The organism is Paenarthrobacter sp. NPDC089322, from assembly GCF_040684895.1.
Lineage (GTDB): Bacteria > Actinomycetota > Actinomycetes > Actinomycetales > Micrococcaceae > Arthrobacter.
The window spans coordinates 1-25,661 of sequence record NZ_JBFBGW010000009.1 but is presented as its reverse complement, the minus strand read 5'-3'; the positions used below and the strand labels follow the sequence as shown (position 1 = coordinate 25,661).

Annotated in this window: 23 protein-coding genes; 15 read left to right on the top strand and 8 right to left on the bottom strand. The window is 64.3% G+C overall.

The features are described 5' to 3' along the window. Positions 1–30 precede the first annotated feature (30 nt). Together AB0N65_RS11095 and AB0N65_RS11090 are read right to left on the bottom strand one after the other, a co-directional pair. Positions 31–384 carry a CU044_2847 family protein gene (locus AB0N65_RS11095; protein WP_364161082.1) on the bottom strand — a complete coding sequence of 118 codons (354 nt, stop codon included), beginning with the start codon at positions 382–384 and terminating at the stop codon, positions 31–33. Further along, the gene (locus AB0N65_RS11090; protein WP_364161080.1) at positions 381–2,927 is read right to left on the bottom strand and encodes a CHAT domain-containing protein; all 2,547 of its coding nucleotides are present in this window, start codon (positions 2,925–2,927) and stop codon (positions 381–383) included. Before AB0N65_RS11090 ends, AB0N65_RS11095 begins: the two co-directional genes overlap by 4 nt. Positions 2,928–3,089: 162 nt before the next feature. On the opposite strand from AB0N65_RS11090, the gene AB0N65_RS11085 reads away from it, so the two are divergent. Next, positions 3,090–3,290 carry a hypothetical protein gene (locus tag AB0N65_RS11085; protein ID WP_364161304.1) on the top strand — a complete coding sequence of 67 codons (201 nt, stop codon included), beginning with the start codon at positions 3,090–3,092 and terminating at the stop codon, positions 3,288–3,290. A gap of 5 nt (positions 3,291–3,295) precedes the next feature. On the opposite strand, the gene AB0N65_RS11080 is transcribed toward AB0N65_RS11085, so the two are convergent. Further along, positions 3,296–4,321, bottom strand: a complete 1,026-nt coding sequence (locus AB0N65_RS11080; RefSeq protein WP_364161078.1) for an LLM class flavin-dependent oxidoreductase — start codon at positions 4,319–4,321, stop codon at positions 3,296–3,298. Positions 4,322–4,422: 101 nt separating this feature from the next. Then, positions 4,423–4,758 carry a hypothetical protein gene (locus AB0N65_RS11075; protein ID WP_364161076.1) on the bottom strand — a complete coding sequence of 112 codons (336 nt, stop codon included), beginning with the start codon at positions 4,756–4,758 and terminating at the stop codon, positions 4,423–4,425. A gap of 153 nt (positions 4,759–4,911) precedes the next feature. Here AB0N65_RS11075 and AB0N65_RS11070 point away from each other — a divergent pair, with 153 nt between their 5' ends. After that, the gene (locus AB0N65_RS11070) at positions 4,912–5,835 is read left to right on the top strand and encodes a LysR family transcriptional regulator (RefSeq protein ID WP_364161074.1); all 924 of its coding nucleotides are present in this window, start codon (positions 4,912–4,914) and stop codon (positions 5,833–5,835) included. Positions 5,836–5,992: 157 nt separating this feature from the next. Beyond that, the gene (locus tag AB0N65_RS11065; RefSeq protein WP_364161072.1) at positions 5,993–7,717 is read left to right on the top strand and encodes an amidase; all 1,725 of its coding nucleotides are present in this window, start codon (positions 5,993–5,995) and stop codon (positions 7,715–7,717) included. A 63-nt stretch (positions 7,718–7,780) separates the two neighbouring features. Here AB0N65_RS11065 and AB0N65_RS11060 read toward each other — a convergent pair whose 3' ends face one another. After that, entirely contained in the window at positions 7,781–9,151 is a 1,371-nt protein-coding gene (locus AB0N65_RS11060) for an L-serine ammonia-lyase (protein ID WP_364161070.1), read from the bottom strand. Positions 9,152–9,258: 107 nt separating this feature from the next. Continuing rightward, entirely contained in the window at positions 9,259–10,161 is a 903-nt protein-coding gene (locus AB0N65_RS11055) for a LysR substrate-binding domain-containing protein (protein WP_364161068.1), read from the bottom strand. A gap of 244 nt (positions 10,162–10,405) precedes the next feature. Here AB0N65_RS11055 and AB0N65_RS11050 point away from each other — a divergent pair, with 244 nt between their 5' ends. Both AB0N65_RS11050 and AB0N65_RS11045 read left to right on the top strand, forming a co-directional pair. Continuing rightward, positions 10,406–11,569, top strand: a complete 1,164-nt coding sequence (locus AB0N65_RS11050; RefSeq protein ID WP_364161066.1) for an exo-alpha-sialidase — start codon at positions 10,406–10,408, stop codon at positions 11,567–11,569. Between the two features lie 7 nt (positions 11,570–11,576). Next, a complete protein-coding gene (locus AB0N65_RS11045; RefSeq protein ID WP_364161065.1) occupies positions 11,577–11,864 on the top strand; it encodes a MoaD/ThiS family protein in 288 nt (95 codons plus the stop codon). Between the two features lie 37 nt (positions 11,865–11,901). On the opposite strand, the gene AB0N65_RS11040 is transcribed toward AB0N65_RS11045, so the two are convergent. Continuing rightward, positions 11,902–12,138, bottom strand: a complete 237-nt coding sequence (locus AB0N65_RS11040) for a hypothetical protein (protein WP_364161064.1) — start codon at positions 12,136–12,138, stop codon at positions 11,902–11,904. Between the two features lie 272 nt (positions 12,139–12,410). Here AB0N65_RS11040 and AB0N65_RS11035 point away from each other — a divergent pair, with 272 nt between their 5' ends. Then, positions 12,411–15,146 (top strand): VCBS repeat-containing protein, encoded by a 2,736-nt coding sequence (locus AB0N65_RS11035; RefSeq protein ID WP_364161063.1) that lies wholly within the window; start codon positions 12,411–12,413, stop codon positions 15,144–15,146. A 161-nt stretch (positions 15,147–15,307) separates the two neighbouring features. Here AB0N65_RS11035 and AB0N65_RS11030 read toward each other — a convergent pair whose 3' ends face one another. Beyond that, positions 15,308–16,630 (bottom strand): MFS transporter, encoded by a 1,323-nt coding sequence (locus AB0N65_RS11030; protein WP_364161061.1) that lies wholly within the window; start codon positions 16,628–16,630, stop codon positions 15,308–15,310. 205 nt (positions 16,631–16,835) lie between these two features. Between AB0N65_RS11030 and AB0N65_RS11025 the strand changes: the two genes are divergently transcribed. The 9 genes from AB0N65_RS11025 to AB0N65_RS10985 all read left to right on the top strand — a co-directional run. Beyond that, positions 16,836–17,606: an IclR family transcriptional regulator gene (locus tag AB0N65_RS11025; protein WP_364161059.1), complete on the top strand. Its 771-nt coding sequence runs from the start codon at positions 16,836–16,838 to the stop codon at positions 17,604–17,606. Between the two features lie 201 nt (positions 17,607–17,807). Continuing rightward, positions 17,808–18,710, top strand: coding sequence for a shikimate dehydrogenase (locus AB0N65_RS11020; RefSeq protein ID WP_364161057.1), 903 nt, complete (start codon positions 17,808–17,810; stop codon positions 18,708–18,710). Then, positions 18,710–20,578: a TIM barrel protein gene (locus AB0N65_RS11015; RefSeq protein ID WP_364161055.1), complete on the top strand. Its 1,869-nt coding sequence runs from the start codon at positions 18,710–18,712 to the stop codon at positions 20,576–20,578. The genes AB0N65_RS11020 and AB0N65_RS11015 overlap by 1 nt, the downstream gene beginning before the upstream one ends. Positions 20,579–20,619: 41 nt before the next feature. Continuing rightward, positions 20,620–21,504 (top strand): protocatechuate 3,4-dioxygenase subunit beta, encoded by an 885-nt coding sequence (gene pcaH / locus AB0N65_RS11010; RefSeq protein WP_364161053.1) that lies wholly within the window; start codon positions 20,620–20,622, stop codon positions 21,502–21,504. Positions 21,505–21,508: 4 nt separating this feature from the next. Continuing rightward, positions 21,509–22,114, top strand: a complete 606-nt coding sequence (pcaG, locus tag AB0N65_RS11005) for a protocatechuate 3,4-dioxygenase subunit alpha (RefSeq protein WP_364161051.1) — start codon at positions 21,509–21,511, stop codon at positions 22,112–22,114. Beyond that, positions 22,111–23,529 (top strand): lyase family protein, encoded by a 1,419-nt coding sequence (locus AB0N65_RS11000; protein ID WP_364161049.1) that lies wholly within the window; start codon positions 22,111–22,113, stop codon positions 23,527–23,529. Before pcaG ends, AB0N65_RS11000 begins: the two co-directional genes overlap by 4 nt. Beyond that, a complete protein-coding gene (locus AB0N65_RS10995) occupies positions 23,522–24,325 on the top strand; it encodes an alpha/beta fold hydrolase (RefSeq protein ID WP_364161047.1) in 804 nt (267 codons plus the stop codon). The genes AB0N65_RS11000 and AB0N65_RS10995 overlap by 8 nt, the downstream gene beginning before the upstream one ends. Beyond that, complete coding sequence (gene pcaC / locus AB0N65_RS10990; protein WP_364161045.1) at positions 24,322–24,759, top strand: 4-carboxymuconolactone decarboxylase; 438 nt, start codon at positions 24,322–24,324, stop codon at positions 24,757–24,759. Before AB0N65_RS10995 ends, pcaC begins: the two co-directional genes overlap by 4 nt. 96 nt (positions 24,760–24,855) lie before the next feature. After that, positions 24,856–25,661, top strand: an 806-nt coding sequence (locus AB0N65_RS10985) for a thiolase family protein (protein WP_364161043.1), incomplete at its 3' end; no start/stop codon positions are given.

Genomic DNA, 25,661 nt, shown 5'->3' with positions numbered 1-25,661 from the left:
GCGGGGCGGGGTTAGTTGGGCGGGGCGGGGTTAGTTGGGCGGGGTGGCGTCGGAGGGCTTGTTCCACGTAAGCCGCACCTTGAAGTTGGATGCCGTGCTCGCGGACGCGATGAACGCCCCGGCCTCGGCATGCAGGTCGATGCCGAACTCCACACTGACTTCGTCCGGACGGTTCTCCAGGCTCAGCAGCTCGTCGATCACCCCCTGCACCGCCGGGCGCACGTGTTCCAGCGCCCGTTGGAACGTTTGCTGTGCTCGCGCGAACACGCCGGTATGGTCGCCCGCATGGTCGCCGCCCCTGGTCACCAAGCTCCCCGCAGTGCTCGCCACCTCCACAACTACCGTGCCGCCGTCGTCCGTGGCGAACTCAACCAGGCGGCTCATGGCGCGCTCCCCGCGGACGCCGGCCGCAACTTACGGGCGTTCAGGATGAACGCTATACCCACCCCGCACATCAGCAACACATGCAGCAGCAACGGAAGCGCCTGCGACATGTACCAACTTTCCATGAACACGCCTTTCCCTTGGATCCAGATGATGGGTTGCAACACTGTGGGCAGCAGCACCAGCCACGCCAGGGCTTGTTGCGCGGGGGACCGGAGTGCGAGGACGCCGGCCCACAGACCGAAGGCCGCCACCGCGAAACTGCCAACGACGGCGGCCACTTCCACCGTGTAGTTCAGCCCGGCCAAGCCGAAAATCGCCTGGGAAACCACCACGCCGGTCATCGCCAGGCGTCCTTGGGCAGTGCGGTCGGGCAGGCCCGCCACCATCAGTAGCACGTATCCGAGCGGGGCCAGCAGCCCGTAAAGGATCCGGCCCACGATGTCGCCGCCGTCGTCCTGCCAATAGTTCACGTCGAACCACATGAAGAACACTACGAAGCCGGCCCCGACGCCGCCCGCTGCCGCCAGTGCGGCGCCACCCCACGCGAGCGGTGTCGACTTCAGCGGCATGCTCGCCTGGGTTGCCACGGAGGTCACGTTAGCGTTCGACGGCGGCACGTCAGCGGGTGCCGGTACCTGGCTTCGCTCTGTGGCCGGGTTGGGGTCCCGCCGCCGGGGTTCGGCTGGAAGGGCCGCAGCGGTGTAGGACCCGCGGGGCTCTTCTTCCTCGGGAGCCGGTTCGTGTTCCCGAACGTCCTCCCGCGGTTTGGCCTTCTCGATCTCGGCTTTCGCTCCGCTTACGAGTCCCTCCGGATCGGCAGCTTCGGGGTCCAGGGTAGCCAGCTCGTTCGATACATCGACCACTGCTTCCCACGAGCCCAGGGACGAGTGATAGCGCAGCTCACCTTGGAGGTCCGCGATTCGCTGCCGGCGCTCGCAGTCCTGCCTGCGGGTTGCCGCGTCAGGATAGGCAGGATCGTCCTGGACTATTGCGAACCCGTCGGCTGCAGCGAGCCAGTCCCCGGCTTCTTCCGCGGCCACGGCTCCTTGGTAAGCGCGGGCCATGTTCAACCTGGCGTGAGCGGTATCCCGGAGCGCAGCCGCGTCCCGGTAGCCGGGCTCGAGTGTCAGGAGGTCCTCGAACAGTTCGACGGCTTGCTCGAACCGCCGTGCCCGCAACTCCGCGGACGCCTGGACATAAAGGGCGCGGAGCTGTGCGCGCTTCAGGGCCTGATCCGCATCGGCCTGCGCGGCACGGGCTGTGCCGGTGTCGGCCTTGTCGTGCTCCCGGGTGCCGCCCGCGGTTCCCACGGCGAAGGCGGGTTGACCGCCCGAGCTGGCTGCCGCCGTCGTTCCTTGATCCGCAGCGTCAGCCGGGGCGCTTGAGGTGCGTGCCGCCGTCGGGCCTTCCACGAAAGCGGGTGCGCGCGGGGTGCCCCTGAGCGTGAACAATTGCGTGGATCCGCCGCGAACGTAGAGCGCCGGCGTGACCCATTCGAGGGTGCCGTCAGGACTGGCCATGACCGAGATGCGGCCGACTCGGGCGGCCTCGTCCACAGTACGGCCGTTGGCGATGGCGGCGTAGAAGCCGTGGGCGAAGGCGATCGCGGCGGAGTCGCTGATGGCGAATTGCATGGCGGCAACTGCGCCGATGCCACTCCTGACAAGGGATGACGCCGTGCCCGAGAAGAGGTCGGATTGGCCCATTTCGCCGGACGAGCAGGAATTCAGGACCACCAGCCGTGGCCGCGGGGAAGCGACACTGAGCAAGGCCATGAGCCTGACCGCGCGCACCATGGCGGCGCGGCCGTCGTGCCCGACCAGCGCTATTCGGCCCTCGTCGGTGCGGGAGTCGTAGTCGCCGTGGCCCACGAAATGGACCACGTGCCAGGGGCCGGCGAGCAGCATCGACTGGACGTCGTCCCACGTGCCGCTCTTCGACCAGACGAGTTCCACGCGACCCTCCGAAACCGGGCCGGCCAGCGCTCGGCTGAGGTGGTCCTTTTCTGTGTGGACGTCCAGTGCCGGCAGGTCACGGGGCGAGGCGACGATGCCGAGGATCCGCAGGGGAGGAGCCACGTCCAGCGGGTTCTGGTTGTAGTCCGGGGCCGGGACATGGCGGAGGAGCGGCTCGGTTTGGCAAAGGTAAGTCTCTGTTTCCGGGTCGAAAAGGGTCTCCCACGGCATGGTTGCGAGCTCCGGGGCTGCGATCCTGAGGACCACCCTGAGCTGCTGGCCCGCATGCTGTGCCGCGCCGAGGCTGGCCCTGTACGTGCCATAAACCTCGCGGGTGAAGAGAGCCTGGAAGAGTTGCTGGCCCACTTCCCGGACCGCCACCTCAGCCACGGGCAGGGTGCGGCGGGCTGCCACTGCGGAGGCAAGGACGGTGGCTTCGAGCTGCGGGAGGCGGTCGATGATGCCATCCACGTCCAAGGTAAACATCCCCGACGCGTGCCCTCCCGCCGGAGCACGGACCACGTGCACCGTATATTCGCCGCGTGCTGAGCCGGTGTCGATCTCCAGCTCGATGTCACAGTCCATCGCGGATCCCTTGTGTCCGGGTTGTGCGGGTCCTACGTACAGATTGGCCCTGTGCAGGGCTCCCCACAAGTCCCGCGGTTTGCGCTCTTGTAGCTCCTTTCGGCCGGGCCTACGGTTAATCCGAAGGAAGGCGGTCCTGGTCGCGAAGGAAGGCGGTCCGTGATGGAAATCTACATGTGGTGGCTCGACCTGAATCTGGTCAGCAAGGAATGGCTGCGCGAAAACCTGCGCTCCGAGGAACTCCCGTTGCAAGTGCTGCAGCACATTGCCGAGGCCGGCGGGCCCCATCCGGACAACCTCAGCGGTGGGCTGACGGCGGCGGACTGGGACTTCATCGAGACGCAGTCGGAGTTTGTGGACTGAGGTCCTTATTCCGCCGGTGCCCAGCCCAACGCGGGTCCCAGCTTGTCTGCAATGTCCGTGAGGATCTGCACATAGTCTTCATGGTCGAAGCTGAAGGGTAGTGCGAAGGCCACCTCATCAACTTCCTGGAACCCTTTGTGGGCGTACAGCTGCTCGGCGATGTCATCGCTGGTCCCTATGAGGTCCCGGGCGAACAGCATGCCCTTCGGTCCTTGCGGGGCGCTGGTCCGCGGAGTGCGTTCATCAACGTAGCGCTGGTACTTCTCCTTTTGGGCGGGTGAGGCAGAATCTGTCGGGATGACCACCAGACCCTGCGAGACCCTTGCTTTGTTTCCCGGGGCAGCCTCGCGGAACGCCCGGATCTGCCTTTGCTGGACCTCGGCGAAGTCCGGCTCCTCATCGGGACCGGGGAAAACTACGCTGCTGGAGAGCAGGTTGAAGCCGTTCTCCCCGGCCCAGATGGCCGACTTCAGGCTCGCCGCCCCATACCAAAGGCGGTCGCGCAGCCCCGGAGAGTGCGGCTCCACCCTGTTGGAGAACTCCTCCACCACGCCCTGCTTCCCGGAAAACTCCCGCACTTTCTCCCCTGCGACCAGGCGCGCAAACCGTTCCACGCGGGCGTAGCTGAAGTCCTCCGTGTCTGCTGTATCCGGGTACAGCTGGTGCTTCACGGTGCCGTAGTTCATCGGTTCACCCACGCTGACTCCCGGATTGATGCGGCCGTCGCTGAGCAGGTCCACCGTTGCCAGGTCCTCAGCCAGGCGCAAAGGATTCTCCCAGCCCAGCGGAGTCACCGCGGTTCCCAACTCAATTCGGGAGGTCCTCTGGCTGGCGGCAGCCATCACCGCCACGGGGGAGGAGATCCCGAACTGCAGGTGACGGTGACGCAGCCAAGCGCTGTCGAAACCCAGGCGCTCGCCGAGTTCGATGATCTCCAGTGTTGACCTGTGCCCCGCAGCGGGATCTGCTGGATCGAACAGGCCGATCGTGAGGAATCCAAGCTTGCGGAGCGGGCGGTCGGGGCTGGGCATGGCGTTCCTTCTTGTCAGGCGGCGGCTACTGCCCAGAATAGGCGCCGGATCCAATGACGACGCCGGAAGGTTACCTTGTGTGATGCGGCGTGCGTTGCAAACTACGGGCAGTTGGCGGCCGGGACCACCATGTGGGTTCCGGTGTCCGTTGTTGTGTAAGCCTTCACCTCGGGAGCTGCGGTAACGTTTTCGGTCGTCCGCTGCTTGGCCCGCATCCGAAGGATCGCGATGCTGGAGATCAGGAACCAGGCAATGTTGGTGACAACAGAGGGCCACGCGCCGTGCAGCAAGCCGTTGATGATGAAGGCGCACGCACCAAACAGGTTGATGGCCTGGAAGCCGATCCCCGGCTTCAACCAACCCATGGACACTGCCAGGAAGGCACCAAGCATCGCCGCGGCACCGGTCCATCCGACAATTTCCCACAGCAGTTCCATTGCAGTCCCTTCACGAGTTGGCGCCGAGCCTGGGAAGGCGGGCGGAATTTTGGGTGGATGTGAGCCGACAGGTGGCTCTGCAATAGATATTGGTGGAGAATTTGGTTAAGTTCAATTGCATTTCTCTGAAGCCCATATTTAGGATCTCTAAACATGGAAATGGACCCCCGCCGACTGCTTGTGTTGCTTGCTGTCGCCCGAACCGGCGGCGTTCTCGCGGCCGCAGATGAGCTCCGGATTACGCCGTCAGCCGTTTCCCAGCAGCTCAGCAAACTCGAGGCAGAAGCGGGGCAGGCGTTGATCACCCGAACCCCGAAAGGTTCCGTGCTGACGCCGGCCGGTTTGGCGATGGCAGAGGCCGCCGAGGAGATAGAACGGGCCCTCAACGTCGCCCGCGCCCGCATGCAGGGTGAAGCGAAAGTCGCCGGCGTCGTGCGCGTGGGCGGATTCACCAGCTTCATGCGCACGGTGGTGATTCCGCGCCTTCCCGAGTGGCGCAACCAGTATCCCCAGCTGCAGATCCACATAGTCGAGGACAGCTTCCCGGCCCTGATGAGGTTGTTCCGTCAGCGCCAGCTCGATGCTGTTGTCGTTGAACAGGATTCGACGGCGGCCGTGCAGCACCCGCTGGCAGCGGGCATGGTGGAAGAGCCCCTGATGGATGAACCATGGAAGTTGGTTGTGCCGGCAGGATCCCTGCTCACGACCGAGAATATCGATCTGAGCCGCTTGCCGTTGCCCTGGCTGGGAGTCGAGCCTTCGGCGGCCAACGATGCTGTGCTCGGACGCCTCCGCCACTCGACCGGTGCCCGGATCGAGACAATCCACCAGTACCAGGACACGCTCACCGCGCTCTCATTAGTCGCCGCAGGCGAGGGGGTTGCGATCGTGCCCACGTTGGCAGTGACCGGAGTCGCCCAGGATCAAGTGGACTTTTTGGACGTTCCCGGTTTGGGGACGCGGCACATCGCCCTGCGACGATTCGACCGGCGAAGGGCCACGAGCCTGCCTGTGGATACGGTGGCCCGTCTCCTCCGGGAATCGGCGGCCGCGTTCGACACCAGATCCGGCTCCTGACCGGACGTTCCGGACTTGGGCTCATCAAGCAGCACGCTTGTGGCAAAGGGGCATCATCAGCAATAATGAATGCCATTCATTTATTGAACTTTGAGGTGCGCCGGGGCCCCCGTCGGAGATGATGCGGGTCTGGCCTAAAGAGCCAGAAAGAACGACCATGAGCACTTTTGATGTATTCGAGGCCGGCATCGCCGATCTCAGGGCGGCCCTTGAGGCCGGCACGGTCACGAGCGTGCAGTTGGTCGGGCAATACGCTGAACGCATCGGGCGCTTCGATCATGCCGGGCCGGAGTTGAACTCGGTTGTCATCCCCAACCCCACAGCGCTTGAAGAAGCCCGGGCATCGGATGTGCGTCGCAGCAACGGCAAAATCCTCGGTCCTTTGGACGGCATTCCGTACACAGCGAAGAACAGCTACAAGGTCAAGGGCCTGACTGTCGCTGCAGGGTCCCCGGCTTTCGCCGACCTTGTTGCCCACCAGGACGCCTTCACCATCGAGCAGTTGCGCAAGGCGGGCGCGGTGCTGATGGGACTGACGAACATGCCACCCATGGCCAACGGCGGTATGCAAAGGGGCCTGTACGGGCGGGCCGAAAGCCCCTACAACGGGGACTACCTCACCTCGGCCTTCGGCTCCGGCTCCTCCAATGGATCAGGCACGGCGACAGCGGCCAGCTTCGCAGCTTTCGGGCTCGCGGAAGAGACCTGGTCCTCGGGCCGCGCGCCGGCTTCGAACAACGCCCTCTGCGCCTACACCCCCTCCCGCGGGGTCATCTCCATGCGCGGCAACTGGCCCCTGGTACCCACCATGGACGTCGTCGTACCGCACGCCCGCAGTATGGCCGATCTGCTCGAAGTACTCGACGTGATCGTTGCCGACGACGACGACGAGCGTGGCGACTTCTGGCGCGTCCAGCATTGGATCCACATCCCCAGGGCTTCCCAGGTGCGCCCCGCTTCCTACCCCTCCCTGGCTGTGCGGAACCCCGGCGAGGCGAAGGCTGCTTTGGCCGGCAAGCGCTTCGGTGTGCCGAAAATGTACATCAACGCCGACCCGGAAGCGGGCACGGCTCCCACGCCCGGAATCGGAGGCCCAACCGGGCAGCGCATAGAAACCAGGGCTTCGGTCATCGAACTTTGGGAAGCGGCACGCAAAGACCTTGAAGCAGCCGGAGCAGAAGTCATCGAAGTCGACTTCCCCGTGGTCAGCAACTACGAAGGCGATCGGCCAGGAGCGCCCACCATCAAGACCCGCGGACTTGTCAGCGAAGAATACCTGCAACGCGAAATCGTGGACCTCTCCGCGTGGGCATGGAATGACTTCCTGGTCACCAATGGTGATCCCAAGCTGCACTGCCTGGCCGACGTTGATGGAGGCATGATTTTCCCGCATCCCGACGGGGCACTTCGCGACCGCTACGACGGTTTCGATGATGACATCGCCGAGTACCCGTCGTTCGTCCGCCGCAACGGTGTCCCCGAGCTGACGGCCATCCCGGAACTGAAAGACGGAATCGTGGGCCTTGAGCAGACCCGGGTCCTGGACCTGGAGCTGTGGATGGACGGGCTAGGACTCGATGCCGTGATCTTCCCTGCGGTCGCCGATGTTGCCCCCGCCGATGCCGACGTGAATGAAGGCAGTGCCGACGTCGCCTGGCGCAACGGAGTCTGGGTAGCCAACGGCAACCTTGTTCCACGTCACCTGGGCATTCCCACGGTTACTGTACCCATGGGAACAATGTCCGATACCGGCATGCCCGTTGGCCTGACGATCGCAGGAAAGGCCTACCAGGACAACAACCTCTTGCGCTTGGCGGCCGCCTTCGAAGCCACCGGCTCCCGCCGTACGACACCGGCCAGGACGCCCTCGCTTCACAACTAGGTCCACCCGTCAGGTGACCCACCTTGGGCAAGCGTTCACCTTGGGAAAACGGGCGGCGCGCCGTCAGCAGGCGATGACGTTGACCGCGAGGCCGCCGCGCGACGTTTCCTTGTACTTGCTCTTCATGTCCGCGCCGGTTTCCCGCATGGTCTTGATGGCGGTGTCCAAGGAGACGTGGTGGATGCCGTCCCCGCGCAGGCTGATCCGGGCGGCGTTGATGGCCTTGTTGCTGGCCATCGCGTTGCGCTCGATGCACGGGATCTGAACCAGGCCGCCCACCGGATCGCAGGTCAGGCCGAGGTTGTGCTCGATTCCGATTTCGGCGGCGTTTTCCACCTGCTGCGGGGTTCCGCCCAGGATTTCGCACAGCGCGCCGGCCGCCATGGAACAGGCTGAACCGACCTCGCCCTGGCAGCCCACCTCGGCCCCCGAGATGGAGGCGTTCGTCTTGAAGAGGACACCGATGGCCGCTGCGGTGAGCAGGAACCGGACCACGTGCTCTTCCGACGCGCCGGGGACGAACTTCATGTAGTAGTGCAGGACTGCGGGGATGATTCCCGCTGCGCCGTTGGTGGGCGCGGTGACAACGCGTCCGCCGGTGGCGTTCTCTTCATTCACTGCCAGCGCGAACAGGTTTACCCAGTCCACGGCGCGCAAAGGATCGCTCGCATCGTCTTTGGTTTGCAGGTCGGCAAACAGGCGGGGCGCACGACGGCGGACCATCAGGTTTCCGGGCAGGTGCTCTTCCGTGCGGCTACAGCCGCGCGATACACACTCCTTCATGGTTTCCCATATCCGCAGGAGCTCGGATCGGGTGTCTTCTTCACTGCGCCAGGCGCTTTCGTTGGCCAGCATGATGTCGCTGATGGCCAGGCCCTCGCGCTCGCAGTGGGCAAGCAGTTCCTCCGCGTTGCTGAAGGGGTAGCGGAGTGCCACGGTGTCTTGCTGCACTTTCCCCACGGCGTCCTCGTCCACCACGAAGCCGCCGCCGACTGAGTAGAACACCCGCTCGGAGACAACGTTTCCCTGGCCGTCGAGCGCCTGGAAACGCATGCCGTTCGGGTGCGCCGGCAAGGACTGGCGCATGTGGAGCACAACGTCCTTTGGCCTGTTGAAGGAGATCATCCGCCGCCCGGCCAGGAGGATCTTCTTCGCCTCGGTCGCTTCGGCAACCATACCGTCAGCGGCCATGGGATCCACCGTCTCCGGAAGCTCGCCCATGAACCCGAGGATCACGGCCTTGTCTGAGCCGTGCCCTTTTCCAGTAGCCCCCAACGAACCGAACAATCCGGCGTGAACGCGATCAACGGCGTCGAGCTTTCCATCCCGCTCCAGCGCATCGATGAAGGTGCGGGCCGCGCGCATGGGACCCACGGTGTGGGACGACGACGGGCCGATGCCGATTGAGAACAGATCGAGGGCGCTCAGGGCCATGGGATCCTCCAGGGAGCGGGGAGTTGGGTTCCCTTTCAACTTTGGCGGCAGTGAGGGCGGGCGTCCATCGGGAATTAGTGAACTGACCGTCAAGCTGCGCTTAACGATCAAGCCGTGGGACGTGCTTCGGTGGCGATCCTGAGTTCTTCGATGGCGGCCGTAATGGCGGGGGCGGCTTTGCTCGCGGCCCTGTACAGGATGATGATGTTTCGGCCGCAACTCGGATCGACGCGGCGTACCTGCAGGTCCTCGGTTTCGCGGCCCAGGTTCAGTTCGCTCATGAGGGCAACGCCCAAACCGCCGCGGACCAGTCCCAGCGTCGCCATGAGGTTCCGGCAGTTTGCAATGACCTTCGGGGTGAAGCCGGCCTGCCTGCACGTTTGCAGGACGAATTGTTCAAAGACACTGCCCTCCTGATCCAGGACCCAGCTTTCGTGCGCGTAGTCCGGGAGGTGGACGGCAGCGCCAGGCTCAGGCACGTGACGATCACGGGGCAGGATGAGGATGATCTCGTCGCGGGCCAGGACAGTTTTTACCAGGCCCTCGTCCTGTATCTCGTGGAGATCGTCAATCACGGCGATGTCGATGTTTCCGGCCCTGAGTTGCGCCACGCTCTGTAGTGGTTCGAGGTCGGAGATGGTGACGTCCAGCCTCGGGTACGCAGCTTGGAGGGACATGACCGCAGAGGGAAGCACCGTGCTGCAGAAACTCGGGAACGCGCTGATGGCGAGTCGTCCGCGGACGTCCGTCTGGAACTTCTTCAGGGTTGCCTCGGCGGCTTCGACCTCCGATGCGATCCGGCCAAAATGCTCAACCAGCATGGCACCGGCCTCGGTCAGCCGGACCTTCCGGCCGGTCCTGACCAGGAGCGCCAGGCCGGCCTCTTTCTCAAGCACTGCAAGCTGCTGGCTGACGGCGGACGTAGTCATGTGCAGCTTTGCGGCTGCGGCCGTCATGGTGCCCTCAAGCTCGAGTGTCTTGAGAATATGCAGGCGGCGGATATCGAGCACAGGTACTCCTTCGGTTTAGTTCAACTTAACCGCACTGCCCGCTAGTCCGTGAAGGGATGGACGAACCCGAGTGTGGCGCAGCCGACGTCACACAACGCGAGACCAGCCCCGTGCGGTGAGCCAGCGACCTACCCTTGACTCGGACTTTTTCCAAGATCCGCACCGCCGGTGCGGGCCGGCGCGGTAGAGGGGTTTTCCACATAGCTCCGCGGAACCGTTGCCACCCACCCGCCACGATGGTTCGATGGGGTTCATGGCTACCGCAGATACCGCAGAGAGTTATGTCTTGGCGATCGGGACCAAGAAGGGTTTGTGGCTGGCTACCAGCCCGGACCGCAAGGAATGGTCCCTCTCCGGCCCGCACTTCCTGATGAGCGAGATACCCAGCATCGGGATTGATACGCGGGACGGCAAAACACGCATCATGGTGGGTGTGCGTTCCGAGCACTGGGGACCCACCGTGGCGCACTCCGATGACCTTGGCGCCACGTGGACCGAACCGGAGCACGGCGCCATCAAATTCCCGGACGGCACCGACGCCGCCTTGGAACGCATCTGGCAGATCTACCCCGACGCCGGCTCCCGCCCTGGCGTCGTTTGGGCCGGTTGTGAGCCGATTTCAGTATGGAAATCCACCGACGGCGGCGAGCACTTCGAGCTGAACCGCGGGCTCTGGGACCACCCTCACAGGACCGAGTGGGGTGCCGGTTATGGTGGCGCGGCGGCACATTCGATCGTGGTGGATCCCTCCGGTGAGAAGGTCCATATCGCCATGAGCACGGGCGGCGTTTACAGATCGCTCGACGGCGGCGCCTCCTGGGAGCCCCGGAACAAGGGCATCTCGGCGTACTTCATGCCCGATCCCAACCCCGAGTTCGGCCAGTGCGTCCACAAGATCGCGGCGGACGCCAAGGTCGAGGGACGTCTCTATGCGCAGAACCACCATGGCGTGTACCGGACGGACGACGATGGTGAGAACTGGGACTCGATCGCAGAGGGGTTGCCCGCTGACTTCGGCTTCGTCATGCTGACCCACCCGCGTCGTGAGGGCACAGCCTGGGTGATTCCGCTGAAGGCCGACGGGGAACGCATCCCGCCGGACAGCAGGCTCAGTGTGCATCGCACAGATGACGCCGGCAAGTCCTGGACGGAGCTCCACACCGGCCTCCCGGACCACGAATACAACGCCGTGCTGCGTGACGCCGCAGCAGTGGACACCGCGGAACCTGTTGGCGTGTACTTCGGAACCCGTGGCGGTTCCGTCTATGCCAGCGCCGACGAGGGCGGGGCCTTTACTGAAGTGGCCTCACACTTGCCGGACGTGTTGTGCGTCAGGGCCGCCGTCGTGGTGGGTAACCCGAGCCGTTCTTCAACTGAAGCCGGCGTCAGCGCTCCGGTGGCCGGTTAGTCCTGCCGTGGGTGACATTACGGTCCTGTTGCCTGGTGTCCTGCAGCCTCTCGTCGGCGGACAGTCCTACCTGACTGCGTCCGCCGACGGGGCTGTGACCGTTGGACAGTTGCTGGACACGGTGACCGGAGAATATCCCGTGCTGGCCCGGCGTTTGCGTGACGAAACCGGTGCGCTCCGCCGTTTCGTGAATATTTACGTGAACGGGGATGAGGTCCGGCGTTTGAAAGGTCTTGATACGGAAGTGGCGGCGGGCCAGGAGGTCTTGATTATCCAGTCCGTGGCCGGCGGCTAGCGGGCGTAGGGTCAAGCCCGGATTCACTGAGGGGTGTTCAGGCGACGCGCCACACGCTGCATTCGTCGGTATTGATGGCTTTCCGCATGCCTGAGACGTGGTCCATGATCCAGACCACGCCGATTCCCGGCGCTGTTTCCTGGACGCGTCCGCGGCGGATCACCACGTCATCGTAGGCGGGCCCTACGGATAGGCGGGCTTCGATCTCGTCTCCGCGGTGGAGCTGGCTAATGGCGCGTATACGTGTGGTCCGGGTTTTGACTTCCTTCAGCATGGTGTCCTCCTGAATTGGAGCTGATGCCCGCACTTGCTGGCTATTCCAGTGTGGGGTGGCATTGTTGCCGCTGCGTTTCGGCGTGGTTAGGTGCCGGTAAGCATTCCGGGATGGTTGCGTTTCCATGGCGGGTGCGACGGCGCAGGGCAGCAGCTATGGAAGGACTCGTGCACTGCTGGCGTGTGCTTCCCGAACGCGTAAGTGCTCCGCTGTAACCTGATCACGGTTCTTGAGACTCACAGGAACCGCAGACTCCGTCCCCGGGAGATTCGATGGGTTTTTTGCGACGTGCAATCGCGGTGTCCACAGGCCTGGTGGTTTTCGCCACCGGCCTGTTTTTCGTTCAGGCCCCGGCTTCGGCTGTTCCGGAACCCAAACCCGATAATCCGAACGTCAAATTCATTGAGGGGACACCCCACTCGGAGCATACGTTTGAGACGCCGGTGGGTGAGGCCCCGCCACCCACGGACGCATCTGCCGACGTCGAATCCCTCCTCCGGGACGGTGTTGCCGCATCCGGGCCCGGTGGCAATATCCAGGTCAAGCTGGTCACGGCCAAGCTCGCGGACAACACGAATGCTGTTTCCATGAGCGGCGCAGAGCAGGCCGTGGCGGCCACCAGTAATTACTGGAAGGCCATGACGGACAACAAACTGTCCATGTCAGTCGCCAGCAAAGTGGCTGGATTCCAGTCCAAGGCACGGTCCACGGACCACTACAGCACCATCATGTCCACCATCACCAGCGAGCTCAGATGGGCGCCGAACCCCTACACAGCGTTGGTGATCTTCATCCCGACATCCACCCTCTCCGGAAACGCGCTCGGCGCCGGGTACAGCAGCGGCAGCTACAGCGGCCGGGTCCTGCTGCCGCAAATCAGCGAGTTCACCAAGAATGTCATCAGCCACGAATTCGGGCACGTGATGGGTTTGATGCACGCGGACGCGCTGCAGTGCGGCAGTGGTGCGTCGGATGTCGCGGTCAACAGCAGCGGACAATTTACCGACCCCTCCTGCTACATCCGCGAGTACGGGGACACCACGGACATCATGGGTGCAGCGCAATACGCGTCGCCGGTTGTGAGTTCCACGTTCTGGGATTACGCAAGCTTGGGGCGGGGTGACGAGATCCGCGATGTCGGGGTAGCCAGCGGCGTCAAAAGCTACACGCTCAAACCGTGGGGTGGAACGGAAGCGCAGCGTGCCATCAAGTTCACGGACCCCGTCAGCAGGGAGGTTTACTACCTCGAACTGAGGCAAGCTGTTGGTTACGACTCCTATTTGTCATCGGCAGGACAAACCGGCAACCGTGGGGTCAAGATCGTCCAGCGGGGCGGGGCAACCATTGCATCATCCCTGATCCTCATGCCCGACACCCGGCCTTTCAACGGTTGGTACAGCCCCAACCACGCGTGGCAGGCCGGCAGCACCTTCACCACTTACACGGGCACGCAAGTCACCATCAACTCCGTGTCCTCGGCATCGGCAACGGTCACCATCAACGCCGACCCCAAGCTCAAGGCCCGGATGCGTTTCTCAGCGGGTGACTTCGACGGCGACAAACTTTCCGACGTCATTTCCCGTGAAGCGGACGGAAGCCTGCTCCTCTTCGCAGGCCTGCCGGGGAACCGCCTCGATGACCCCGTGCAAATCGGATCCGGATGGGGCATCTTCAACGCAGTCCTGGGCACGTCCGACTTCAACGGTGACGGCTTCGCGGACCTCCTCGCCCGCACCAGCGACGGTTCACTCTGGCTGTACCCGGGCAACGGAAAGGGCGGTTTCCTGGCGCGGAGCCAGGTCGGATTCGGCTGGCAGGGCTTCACCCAACTTGTGGCCGTGGGCGACTTCAACGGCGACGCCCGCAACGACCTGATCGCGGCGGGCAATGACGGACGGCTTTGGCTGTACCCCGGCAACGGCGCTGGCGGCTTCCTTGAACAGCGGCAGATAGGCCAAGGCTGGGAGTCGTTCAACACCCTCGCTCCGGCTGGTTCCTTCGGCGGTGGGAAAGCAGGGCTCCTCGCCCGTGCCGCGGACGGCACCCTCTTTGTCTACCCCGGCGATGGTAAGGGTGGCTTCCTGCCGCGTGCCGCCGTCGGAAGTGGTTGGAACGGGGCCGGCGACATTGTTGGTGGCCGGGACCTCACGGGCGACCAGCGCGTCGACGTTCTTGCCGCCGCAGCAGGCGGAGGGATGACGCTCTACCCGGGCGACGGCAGCGGCTTTGCCGATCGACTGACCATCGGAACAGGTTGGAATACGTTCCGGCAGGTGTGGGAGGCAGGCGATTTCGACGGCGATGCCGCGGCGGACGTCCTGGCGCGTGGCACGGATGGCGCGTTGTGGCTTTACCCCGGCAATGGTTCCGGCAGCTTCCTGCCGCGGGTGCAGGTCGGTTCGGGGTGGGGTGCCTTCAGTACGGTGCTGTCGGCGGGTGATTTCGACGGCGACAGGCACCTTGACCTGGTTGCGCGGGCATCCGATGGGACGCTGTGGCTCTACCCGACGGATGGTACCGGGCAGTTTCTGGCGCGCAAACAGATCGGCACGGGCTGGCAAGGCTTCACGCAGTTGCTGGCTCCGGGCGACTTCACAGGTGACGCCAAAGCTGACATCGTGGCGCAGTCTCCCGACGGTGTGCTGTGGGTGTACCCGGGCAATGGCTCAGGCGGTTTCCTGGCCCGCAAGCAAATCGGTACTGGCTGGAACATGTTCAACCTCGTCCTACAGGCTGGCGACTTCAACGGTGACGGCCGCGAGGACCTGGTGGGTCGTACCGGTGACGGTGGGCTGTGGCTGTACCCGGGCAACGGGAGCGGTGGGTTCCTTTCGAGCGTGAGCCTTGGAACCGGCTGGAACATGTTCTCCAGCATTGCCGCTCTGGGCAACGGCTTCACGGGCACCGGCGATCCTGCTGTGGTGGGCGTGGCCGGCGACGGGACGCTGCTGATGTACTCGGGGACGGGCCGCGGGGCGTTCAAGCCTGTGGCGTTGAATCCGCGGTAGGTTGGGGCCGCCGTCGTTCCTTCCCGGTTGCCTAGGGCGATGCTCTTACTCGGCCACGGAAAAGCCCGGCATGCCAACGGACATGCCGGGCTTTTCGCTTGCCGTTTGCGGTAGGCGCTCCCGGGAATCGGGAAGGAGCGTTCGCGTTGGTGGAGCGTGGCCTACTTGTGGAGGCCGAGCTGCGCGGTCGGAATCTTGGCGGATTCGCGGGCAGTCAGGGCCGAAACCGCCGCGATGACGCAGATGACTGCTGTGAAGATGGAAACCTGCACCCATCCTCCCGGCTTGGTGCCACCGATGGCCGTCACGATCGTCGGAGCGAAGCCGGCGGCAAGGAAACCGAGCTGCGTACCGATGGCGAGGCCGGAAAAGCGGACCTTGGTGCTGAACATTTCGCCGTAGAAGGACGGCCATACTGCATTGGCTGCTGCGTAGCCGAGGGAGAAGTAAACGATGGCGGCCAGGAACATGAGCGGCGTTGAGCCGGACTCGAAGCTTAGGAAGAAGAACGGAGTCATGATGGCGCTTGCTACTGCGCCGTAGATGAACACCGGCTTCCGGCCGATTTTGTCCGCCAGCATACCGAACAGGGGCTGGGAGCCGAGGGCCACGACGTTGGCCACAACCACGAGCCAGAGCGTGATGGTGCTGCTGACCTGGGCGACGTCCGTGGCGTATTTGATGGCCAGCGTGCTGAAGACGGTGCTGACGGCGGCAATGAACGCGCAGCAGATGACGCGGAGTACATCGCGCCAGTGCAGCTTCAACAGGTCGGCGATGGGCAGCTTGGCGATTTGGTTGCTCTTCTTGGCCTCGGCAAAGGCCGGCGGCTCGTGCAGGGTGCGCCGGATGAAATAGGCCACCATGACTACGACTGCGCTGAGCCAGAACGGGATGCGCCAGCCTATGCTGTACCGCACGTCCTCGGGCAGGGCCATCACGGGAATGAAGACGAGTGATGCCAGGATCAGGCCGCCCTGAGTGCCCGTCAGGGTCCAGGAGGTAAAGAACGCGCGTCGGTTGTCGGGAGCATGCTCCAAGGTCATGGAGGAGGCACCGGCCTGCTCGCCTGCAGCGGACAGGCCCTGGGCAAGGCGGGCCAGAACCAGGAGGATGGGAGCCCACCAGCCGATGGTCTTGAAGTCGGGGAGGCAGCCGATGACGAAGGTGGCCGCACCCATGAGGATCAGCGTGAACATCAGGACCTTTTGCCGGCCGATGCGGTCACCGAAGTGGCCGAGGAAGGCTGCACCAACGGGGCGGGCCACATAGGCGAAGCCGAACGTCGCGAAGGACATGACCGCGGCGTTCGTGTCGGCATCCGGGAAGAATACGTGCGGAAAGATCAAGGCTGCGGCCGAGCCAAAGATAAAGAAGTCGTAGTACTCGACGGCGCTGCCCAGGAAGCTCGCGAGTGCGGCTTTCTTGGGTGTGCCCGTGGTTTCGGCTGTGCCTGGCGTCGCTGACGGCATGGTTTGGCTCATTTGGGGAGTTCCTTCTGTGACAACGATGTCGCGGATAAAGCTGTAGGGGAAGACCCAAGCGAGGTGCGGCCGGTCCATCCCGAAAGTAACCACATGGTGAGAGCTACTTGTGCAATACAGCAATAGTGGCTGTGAGTGGGGTCACTTGTCAAGAGAAGTCCCCACTATCTAGAAATAGCTCTCACAATGTGAGAGCATTTCACTTATGAGTGTGAAAGAGGACACAAAGACCGACATGGTTGGCAAGGCTTTAAGCCTGCTGGTGCTGCTTGGGAACGAGCCAAAGGGAGCCAGTGCAGCGGACTTGGCGCGGAGCGCGGGCCTACCGTTCAGCACCACGTATCGCCTACTGGGTTCACTAACCCGCGACGGGTTTGTGGATTATGAGGCGGATGGCCGTCGCTACCACCTGGGTTTGCGCGTTTTCCAGCTGGGGCAGCGGGTCTCCAACCATCACGGTTTCGCAGCCACGGCGCTTCCGGTCCTTCAGCGGGTCACCGAGCGCACGCATGAAGCCACCATCCTCTCGGTCCGCGACGGCGACCACCACCTCACCGTGAACAAGGTGGACGGCCCCAAAACCTTCCGCGTTACCAGCGATCCCGGCCATCTGGGCGCGCTGCACACCACCTCCGTGGGCAAGGCGATCGTTGCCTTCGAGACGGAAATCGAGCGCAAGCGGCTCCTGGAAGAGCTCCCGCTGGAGGCGCTGACGGAGCACTCCATCACCGATCGCGACCAGTTCCGCGAGGAAATCGAGCAGGTCCGCCGGCAGGGCTACGCCGTGATGGATGAAGAGAACGAGATCGGCATGCGCGCTGTTGCGGTCCCGATCCTCAATTCGCAAGGCCACGCGTTCGCTTCGATCGCCACGGCGGTCCCGGTGTTCCGCATGAGCATGGAGGAACTCATTGCACACGTGCCCACCCTGCAGGAAGCCGCGGCGGAACTCGCGGCCCGCCTGCCCCAGCGCTGACCCAACTAGGTCGCATTAGTGCGCGTTTTGACCTCTCTAAACGCGCTTAACTGCGACTCAGTTGGGTCAGGGTGCGCGTCAAATGTTCGCGATAAGAACATGCGTGCGGAATATGAACAACTGTAGTAACCTGAATCATGCACCCGGACGAGTGGGCCTCAGAACCACAGCCTGCGGTGCCGAAGTAAAAGGAGCTTGAGGATGAGCAACCGAGCCGAATCCGTTCTGGTGGGCCTGATTGGTGAAGGCGTCATGCCCTCGCTCACTCCGCCCATGCATGAACGGGAAGCCGATGTGCAGGGCCTTCGCTTGCTGTACCGCCCCATCGACCTGCTGGAACTCGCGCTGCCGGCCACCGCCGTCGGGGATTTGCTCAAAGCAGCCCAGCGGATGGGCTTCAACGGCCTCAACATCACGCACCCCTGCAAGCAGCTCGTGCTGGAGCACCTTGACGAAATTTCCGACGACGCCGATCGCCTGGGTGCCGTCAACACCGTCCTGATCCAGGGCGGACGGTTCATTGGCCACAACACAGATTTCTCGGGCTTCGGTTCGGCCATGGCGGACGGGCTTCCAGGGGCAAAGCTCAACCGGGTGGTCCAGTTGGGTGCCGGAGGTGCCGGTTCCGCCGTCGCCTATGCGCTCCTTAAGGCAGGCGTCAAAAACCTGGACCTCGTGGATATGGACGCCAACCGCGCAACCGAACGTGCTGCCGAACTTAACGCACTCTTCCCCGCCGCTACCGTCACCCCTCGGAGCACCGCCGAGCTGAGCCGGATTATGCCGCTCGCCGACGGCCTGGTGCACTGCACCCCGATCGGCATGGCCGCTCACCCGGGCCTGCCGCTGGACATCGACCTCGTGGAACCGCGCCACTGGGTGGCGGACATCGTCTACCGCCCCATCGAGACTCAACTGGTCCGCGAGGCGCGCGCCAAGGGCTGCGACGTGCTCGACGGCGGCCGCATGGCAGTTGGTCAGGCGGCGGACGCTTTCAAACTCTTTACCGGAAAGGACGCCGACAGCAACCGCATGCGTGAACACTTCCTCGCATTGATCGCAGCAGAAGAGCAAGCCCCGGCGTTGGTAAAGGCGGCCCACTGATGCGCACCGGAATCGCCACAGTTTGCCTCTCCGGCACGCTGAAGGAAAAAATGCAGGCCTGCGCGATTGCGGGCTTCGACGGCATCGAGATCTTCGAGCAGGACCTCGTCACGTCCCCGCTCAGCCCCGAGGACGTCCGGAAGATGGCCGCAGACTTGGGCTTGGGCCTGGATCTTTACCAGCCGTTCCGCGATTTCGACGGCGTCACCCCGGACCTGCTGAAGGCCAACCTCAAGCGGGCGGAGGCAAAGTTCAAGCTCATGGCACGCCTGGGCATGGACACCATCTTGGTGTGTTCCAACGTGGCCACGGCAACCATTGACGACGATGACCTGCGCGCCGAACAGCTCCGCGAACTCGCCGGGTTGGCGGGAGACCACGGCGTCAAGGTTGCCTACGAAGCCCTCGCTTGGGGTAAGTACGTCAACGACTACGAGCACGCCTACCGACTCGTGGAACTGGCCGACCACCCCAACCTTGGAACCTGCCTGGACTCCTTCCACATCCTTTCCCGCGACTGGGACACCGCTCCGATCGAGGACATCAACGCGGAGAAGATCTTCTTCGTTCAGGTGGCCGACGCCCCCAAGCTGTCCATGGACGTGCTCTCGTGGAGCCGCCACTACCGGGTTTTCCCCGGGGAGGGACAGTTTGAGCTCGCCAAGTTCATGGGCCACGTGGTCCGCGCGGGCTACACCGGCCCCGTCTCGCTTGAAGTCTTCAACGACGTCTTCCGCCAGTCGGACGTGGAGCGCACAGCCGTGGATGCCATGCGTTCCCTCATCTGGCTCGAGGAACAGAGTGCCAAGTGGCTCGCAAGCACCCCCACGGTCGCGGCGCCGGATGAAAAAGCCGCCACCCGGCGTCGTTATCCCATGGAACTCGCCACGCTGCCCAAGGTGAACGAGCCCGCGGGGTTCAACTTCGCTGAGGTCAAAGCCGACGACACCGCCCAACTGGAGAAGCTCCTGGGCCAGCTCGGCTTCGAGTTCGAGGGCCGCCACCGCACCAAGGACGTCCAGTTGTGGACCATGGGCCAGGCCCGCGTGATCATCAGCGAGCAAGCGGCCTTGCACGCGGAACCGGCTATCGCCGCTCTGGGGTTCGACGTCGACTCTCCAGTGATTGCCTCCGCCCGCGCCCAGCAACTCAAGGCGCCAGTGGTGTCCCGCAAGGTCCAGGCCGACGAAGAAGTGTTCCAGGGAATCTCCGCGCCGGACTCCACCGAGATCTTCCTCTGCCAAGGCAACCCCGACGGCACCGCAGCGTGGACGCAGGAATTCGGCGAAGGGCTGGAGCATCCCCGAGCATCCCGAACGGCGGTCATTGACCACGTCAACCTTGCCCAGCCCTGGCAGCATTTCGACGAAGCGGTCCTCTTCTACACGAGCGCCCTCGCCCTGGAACCGCAGCCGTTCGCGGAGGTCCCCAGTCCGAGCGGCCTGGTGCGCTCGCAGGTCATGCAGACCGGCAACGGAGCCGTACGGTTGGTACTCAACCTCGCCCCGGTCCAGCAGGCGCACGGGCCGAAGACGTACCAGGAGCACATCGCCTTCGCCGTGGACGACCTTGTGGCAACAGCCCGGGCAGCACGGGACCGCGGCCTGGCGTTCCTTGAGATTCCGGCCAATTACTACGAGGACCTGGATGCCCGCTTCGATCTCGAACCCGGTTTCCTGGCCACACTCCAGGAGCTCAATCTCCTGTATGACCGGGACGCCAACGGCGAATTCCTCCACTTCTACACGGCCACTGTGGGCAGCGTGTTCTTCGAAATGGTGGAACGCCGGGGCAAATACGACGGCTACGGGGCACCCAACGCCCCGGTCCGGCACGCCGTCCAATACGACTCACTCCACCGGGCCTGACCGCCTGAACCACACCAAGAATCCATAGAAAGGAGCCGGCTGTGCCGCAAGACCACACTGCACAAGTCAACTCTGCACAAGCGCTCGAATCCGAGGAACTCGTGCCACCAGCTGAGCCACACGCCGCGCATGATTCCAAGAAAGTGGAAACCCAAGCGGATCTCAGTGCCGAGATCAAGGCCATCGGAGACCGTTACGCCCAGGCACTGAAGAACGGCAAGGCTCCCGAGATCATGCCGCGTCTGGACTATGCGCCGTACCGTAGCTCCATCCTGCGGCACCCCACCAAGAGCCTGCACCACGCCGACCCGGAGACCATCGAGCTGTTCTCCCCGGCGTTCGGGCACCAGGACGTGCACGCACTGGAGTCGGACCTGACCATCCAGCACAACGGCGAGCCACAGGGTGAGCGCATCATCGTGTCCGGCCGGGTGTTGGACGGCGACGGCCGCCCGGTTGCAGGTCAGCTCGTGGAGATCTGGCAGGCCAACGCCGCCGGCCGCTACATCCACAAGCGCGACCAGCACCCCGCCCCGCTCGACCCGAACTTCACCGGCGTCGGACGCTGCATCACCGGCCCTGATGGCTCCTACAGCTTCACCACCATCAAGCCAGGCGCTTACCCGTGGAAGAACCACCTGAACGCCTGGCGCCCGGCGCACATCCATTTCTCCATGTTCGGCTCGGAATTCACGCAGCGCATCGTCACGCAGATGTACTTCCCCGGCGACCAGCTCTTCCCGCTGGACCCCATCTACCAGTCGATCGTGGACCAGGACGCCCGCGACCGCCTGGTGGCTGCCTATGATCACGAGCTCACCAGCCCTGAATGGGCACTGGGCTACAAGTGGGACATCATCCTGACCGGTTCCAAGCGGACCTGGACCGAAAACGAAGCATACGGCGACGCCGGGGACGAGGAGTAAGCACATGAGCAAGCTGACACCCACACCGGGCCAGACGGTCGGGCCCTTCTACGGCTACGCCCTTCCTTTCACCAAGGACAACGAACTCCTGGCACCCGGCAGCCCCGGCAGCATCCGCCTCCAAGGCACGGTGTACGACGGCGCAGGCGAGACCATCCCGGACGCCATCCTCGAAATCTGGCAGCCTGATTCCGAGGGCAACATCGTCCAGCGCACCGGCTCACTGGTCCGCGATGGATATACCTTCACCGGTTGGGGACGTGGATCCGTTGGCAACTCCGGCGTCTACACCTTCACCACGGTCAACCCCGGGCCGCTCAAGCCCGGCGCTGCGCCGTTCATCTCCGTGGCAGTCTTCGCCCGCGGCTTGATGAACCGCCTGTTCACCCGTGTCTACCTGCCCGAAAACGAGGAAGCACTCGCCAACGATCCACTGCTGAGCTCCCTCGACCCCGAACGCCGCAAGACCCTCATCGCGCGCCGCGACCCCGACGGCGGACTGACGTGGGACATCCGTTTGCAGGGCGGCGACGAGACCGTGTTCCTGGATTTCCAGCAGGACGGGTCTTTGGACTTGGCCTCTGGGGATTCGGTTTCGGAACAGTCATGACCGACGGCGACTTCGGCCTTCTCAGCCCCGTCACTGCTTCGCCTGCGGTGACAGCACTGACCGGCGACCGTGCCGTGATGGCGGCCATTCTCGACGTCGAGGCCTCCTGGGCGGCCGTCCTTGAGGAAGCCGGGCTCGTACCGGAAGGGTCCGCCGCTGTTGTGGCCGAAGCCGCCGACGCCGGTTACTACGACCCCGCTGCGATCGCCGAACGCGCCCAAGGCGGCGGCAACCCGGTGATTCCGCTGCTCGGCGAACTCCGCGCACGCGTGCGCAGCTTGGATGCTGACGGGGTCGGCGCGGCCAAAGCCGTCCACACCTCACTCACCAGCCAGGACGTGCTCGACTCCGCGCTCATGCTGCTGGCCAGCCGCGCCGTTTCTGCCGTGCTGCTTGAGGTAAAAGGCACGACGACGGCGCTCGCCACCTTGGCGGAACAGCATGCGGACACGCTGTGCGTGGGCAGGAGCCTGACCCAGCATGCGCTCCCGTACACGTTTGGGCTGCGGGCTGCGCAGTGGTTCCAGGGTGTGGCTGCGGCTTCCCGGCGCTTGGCCGCCTCGAAGCTGCCAGTCCAGTTCGGCGGCGCAGGGGGAACGTTGGCATCCGGATCGAAGCTCACTGCCGGGACTTCGGAAACGCCGTTCACGCTGGCGGATTCCTTGGCTGCGAAGCTCGGCCTGGCTCCCGCGGCTGCTCCCTGGCACACCAACCGGCTGTCCGTCACTTCCCTTGGGGACTCGCTGGCTGCTTTGCTGGATTCCTTCGGTAAGATCGCCGCCGACCTCCTGTTCCTGAGCCGCCCGGAGGTAGGGGAGCTTGGCGAACCACTGGCCGCCGGACGCGGAGTTTCCTCTGCGATGCCGCAGAAACAGAACCCTGTGCTCTCCGTGCTGATCCGCAGTGCGGCTCTCCAGGCTCCGGGCCTCGCATCCCAGCTGCACCTCGCGGCTGCGACCTTCAACGACGAACGCCCGGACGGCGCCTGGCACACCGAATGGCCGGCCCTGCGTCAATTGCTCGCACTTGCGCTGGGCTCGGCCCTGCAACTCCGTGAGCTCATCGAAGGCCTTCGGGTGTTCCCCGACGCCATGCGCAGGAATCTTGAGATCTCGGGTCCGCTGCTGCTCAGCGAAGGGGTGACGGCCGCCGTCGGGCCTCTCCTGGGCGAGGACGGAAAGCTGAAGCTGCAGGCCGTCGTCGACGAAACCCTCACCGCTCCAGCCGCCGAGCAGGCGGACACCTACCGCAAGCTCCTTCGTGAAGCAGCCCCCGCGGACAAGCTGCCCGATGAAAAGCTCGACGCCCTGCTGGACCCCGCAAGCTACCTCGGCGAGGCCGCGGAAATCAGCCGTCGGATTCTTGCCGCCTATCCCGAATTCATCGCACCAACGAAGGGAGCCCCTCGTGGCTAAGCCAACCGTCAAGGCTGTGCTGCTGTCCCCGCAACGCGAACTCGGAGTCAAGCCGCTACTGGTGGTGGGCCCGTCGCTGGGCACATCCACCGTGCTCTGGACCGAAACCGCCGCCCTCCTCGGCGACGAGTACGACGTCATCGGCTGGGACCTGCCTGGCCACGGCATCTCGCCAGCCGCCACGGACGGCTTCGACGTAGCGGAACTGGCCGACGCCGTCGTCGATCTTGTCGACTCCGTGGCGCCGGGAGGCAGGTTCCATTACGCGGGCGTCTCGCTCGGCGGGGCTACAGGTTTGCAGCTGGGGATCAAGCACGGGGATCGGCTTCGCAGCCTGTCAGTCCAGTGCACCGGTGCCAAGCTCGGCACGCCCGAAGGGTGGCATGAGCGTGCGGAGACCGTGCGGTCACAGGGGACGCCGGTCATGATCCAAGGCTCGGCGGAACGCTGGTTCGCACCTGGTTTCATGGACCGCCAGCCGGACGTCAGCAGCCGGCTCCTGCACGCCCTCCGCGACGCCGACCGCTTCAGCTACTCGTTCTGCTGCGAGGCCCTCGCCGCGTTCGACGTCCGCGAGCAGCTCGGCAGCATCACTGTCCCCACCCAGGCGATTGCCGGCGTCGAGGATTCCGTGGCGCCGCCGTCGTTCGCGGAGGAGGTGGCTGCGGGTATCGCTGCCGGCGGAGGTTTCGCCGCGGTGGAAGCGCTCGACGGCGTAGCGCACCTTGCGCCGGCGGAGGCGCCTGCCGTCGTGGCTGGTTTGATGCGGAACTTCATGAAGGAGAAGGGACTGTGAGCTCTGTGAACCCCGAACGGAATGGTGCCGTGCAGCCCGAAGCGACTGCGCAAGAGATTTACGACGCCGGCATGGTGGTTCGTCGCGAAGTGCTCGGCAACGCCCATGTTGACCGGGCGAATGCCAACAAGGATTCCTTCACCGAGGACTACCAGGACATGATCACCAGGATCGCCTGGGGCGGGATCTGGACGCGGCCGGGGCTCAGCCGGCAAATGCGTTCCGCCGTCACCCTCACGGCACTGGTGGCACACGGTCACTGGGAGGAGCTCGCCATGCACGTCCGGGCGGCCCTCAACAACGGCCTCAGCAGGGAAGAAATCAAGGAAATCCTGCTGCAAACGGCCATCTATTGCAGTGTTCCGTCGGCCAACTCGGCGTTCAAGACGGCCCAGAAAGTTTTCGAAGAACTCGACGCCAACTCACCCAACTAGCGCCCACTCACCCAACTAGGTCGCATTAGTGCGCGTTTAGACCCCTCAAAACGCGCACAACTGCGACCCAGTTGGGCAGATAGATAAGGAAAACCTATGAACCAGGCTTTTGTGTACGATGCCGTGCGCACGCCGTTTGGCAAGTTCGGCTCCGGGCTTGCTGCTGTCCGTCCCGATGATTTGGCTGCGCATGTGGTCCGTGAGTCTGTGCGCAGGGCGCCGGGGCTGGATCCGGAGCGGATCGACGAGGTGGTGTTCGGCAACGCGAACGGCGCGGGCGAGGAAAACCGCAACGTAGCCCGGATGGCTACGCTGCTTGCCGGCTTGCCGGTCTCGATTCCGGGCACGACCGTGAACCGTTTGTGTGGCTCGTCGTTGGATGCGGCGATCATCGCTTCGCGGCAGATCAACGCCGGTGACGCTGACGTGGTGCTCGTGGGCGGTGCGGAGTCGATGTCCCGTGCGCCGTGGGTATTGCCGAAGACGTCCAAGCCCTACCCGGCCGGTGACATGACCCTGGCTTCGACCACGTTGGGTTGGCGATTGGTGAACCCTGCGATGAACAAGGACTGGACCATTTCGCTGGGCGAGGCCACGGAGCGCTTGCGCGAGAGCTACGGGATCACGCGCGAGCGGCAGGATCAGTTTGCTGCGGATTCGCACAACCTGGCCGATGCGGCGTGGAACGAAGGGTTCTACGACAACCTTGTCACCGCGGTTCCGGGGACGGACTTGGTCCGTGACGAGGGAATCCGTGCCGGCTCTTCCGCGGAGAAGCTGGCGGGGTTGAAGACGGTGTTCCGGCCCGAGGGTTCAGGGCACGACGGCGGTACGGTCACCGCCGGGAATGCCTCGCCTTTGTCGGATGGTGCTTCGGCGGCGTGGATCGGTTCGGAGGCTGC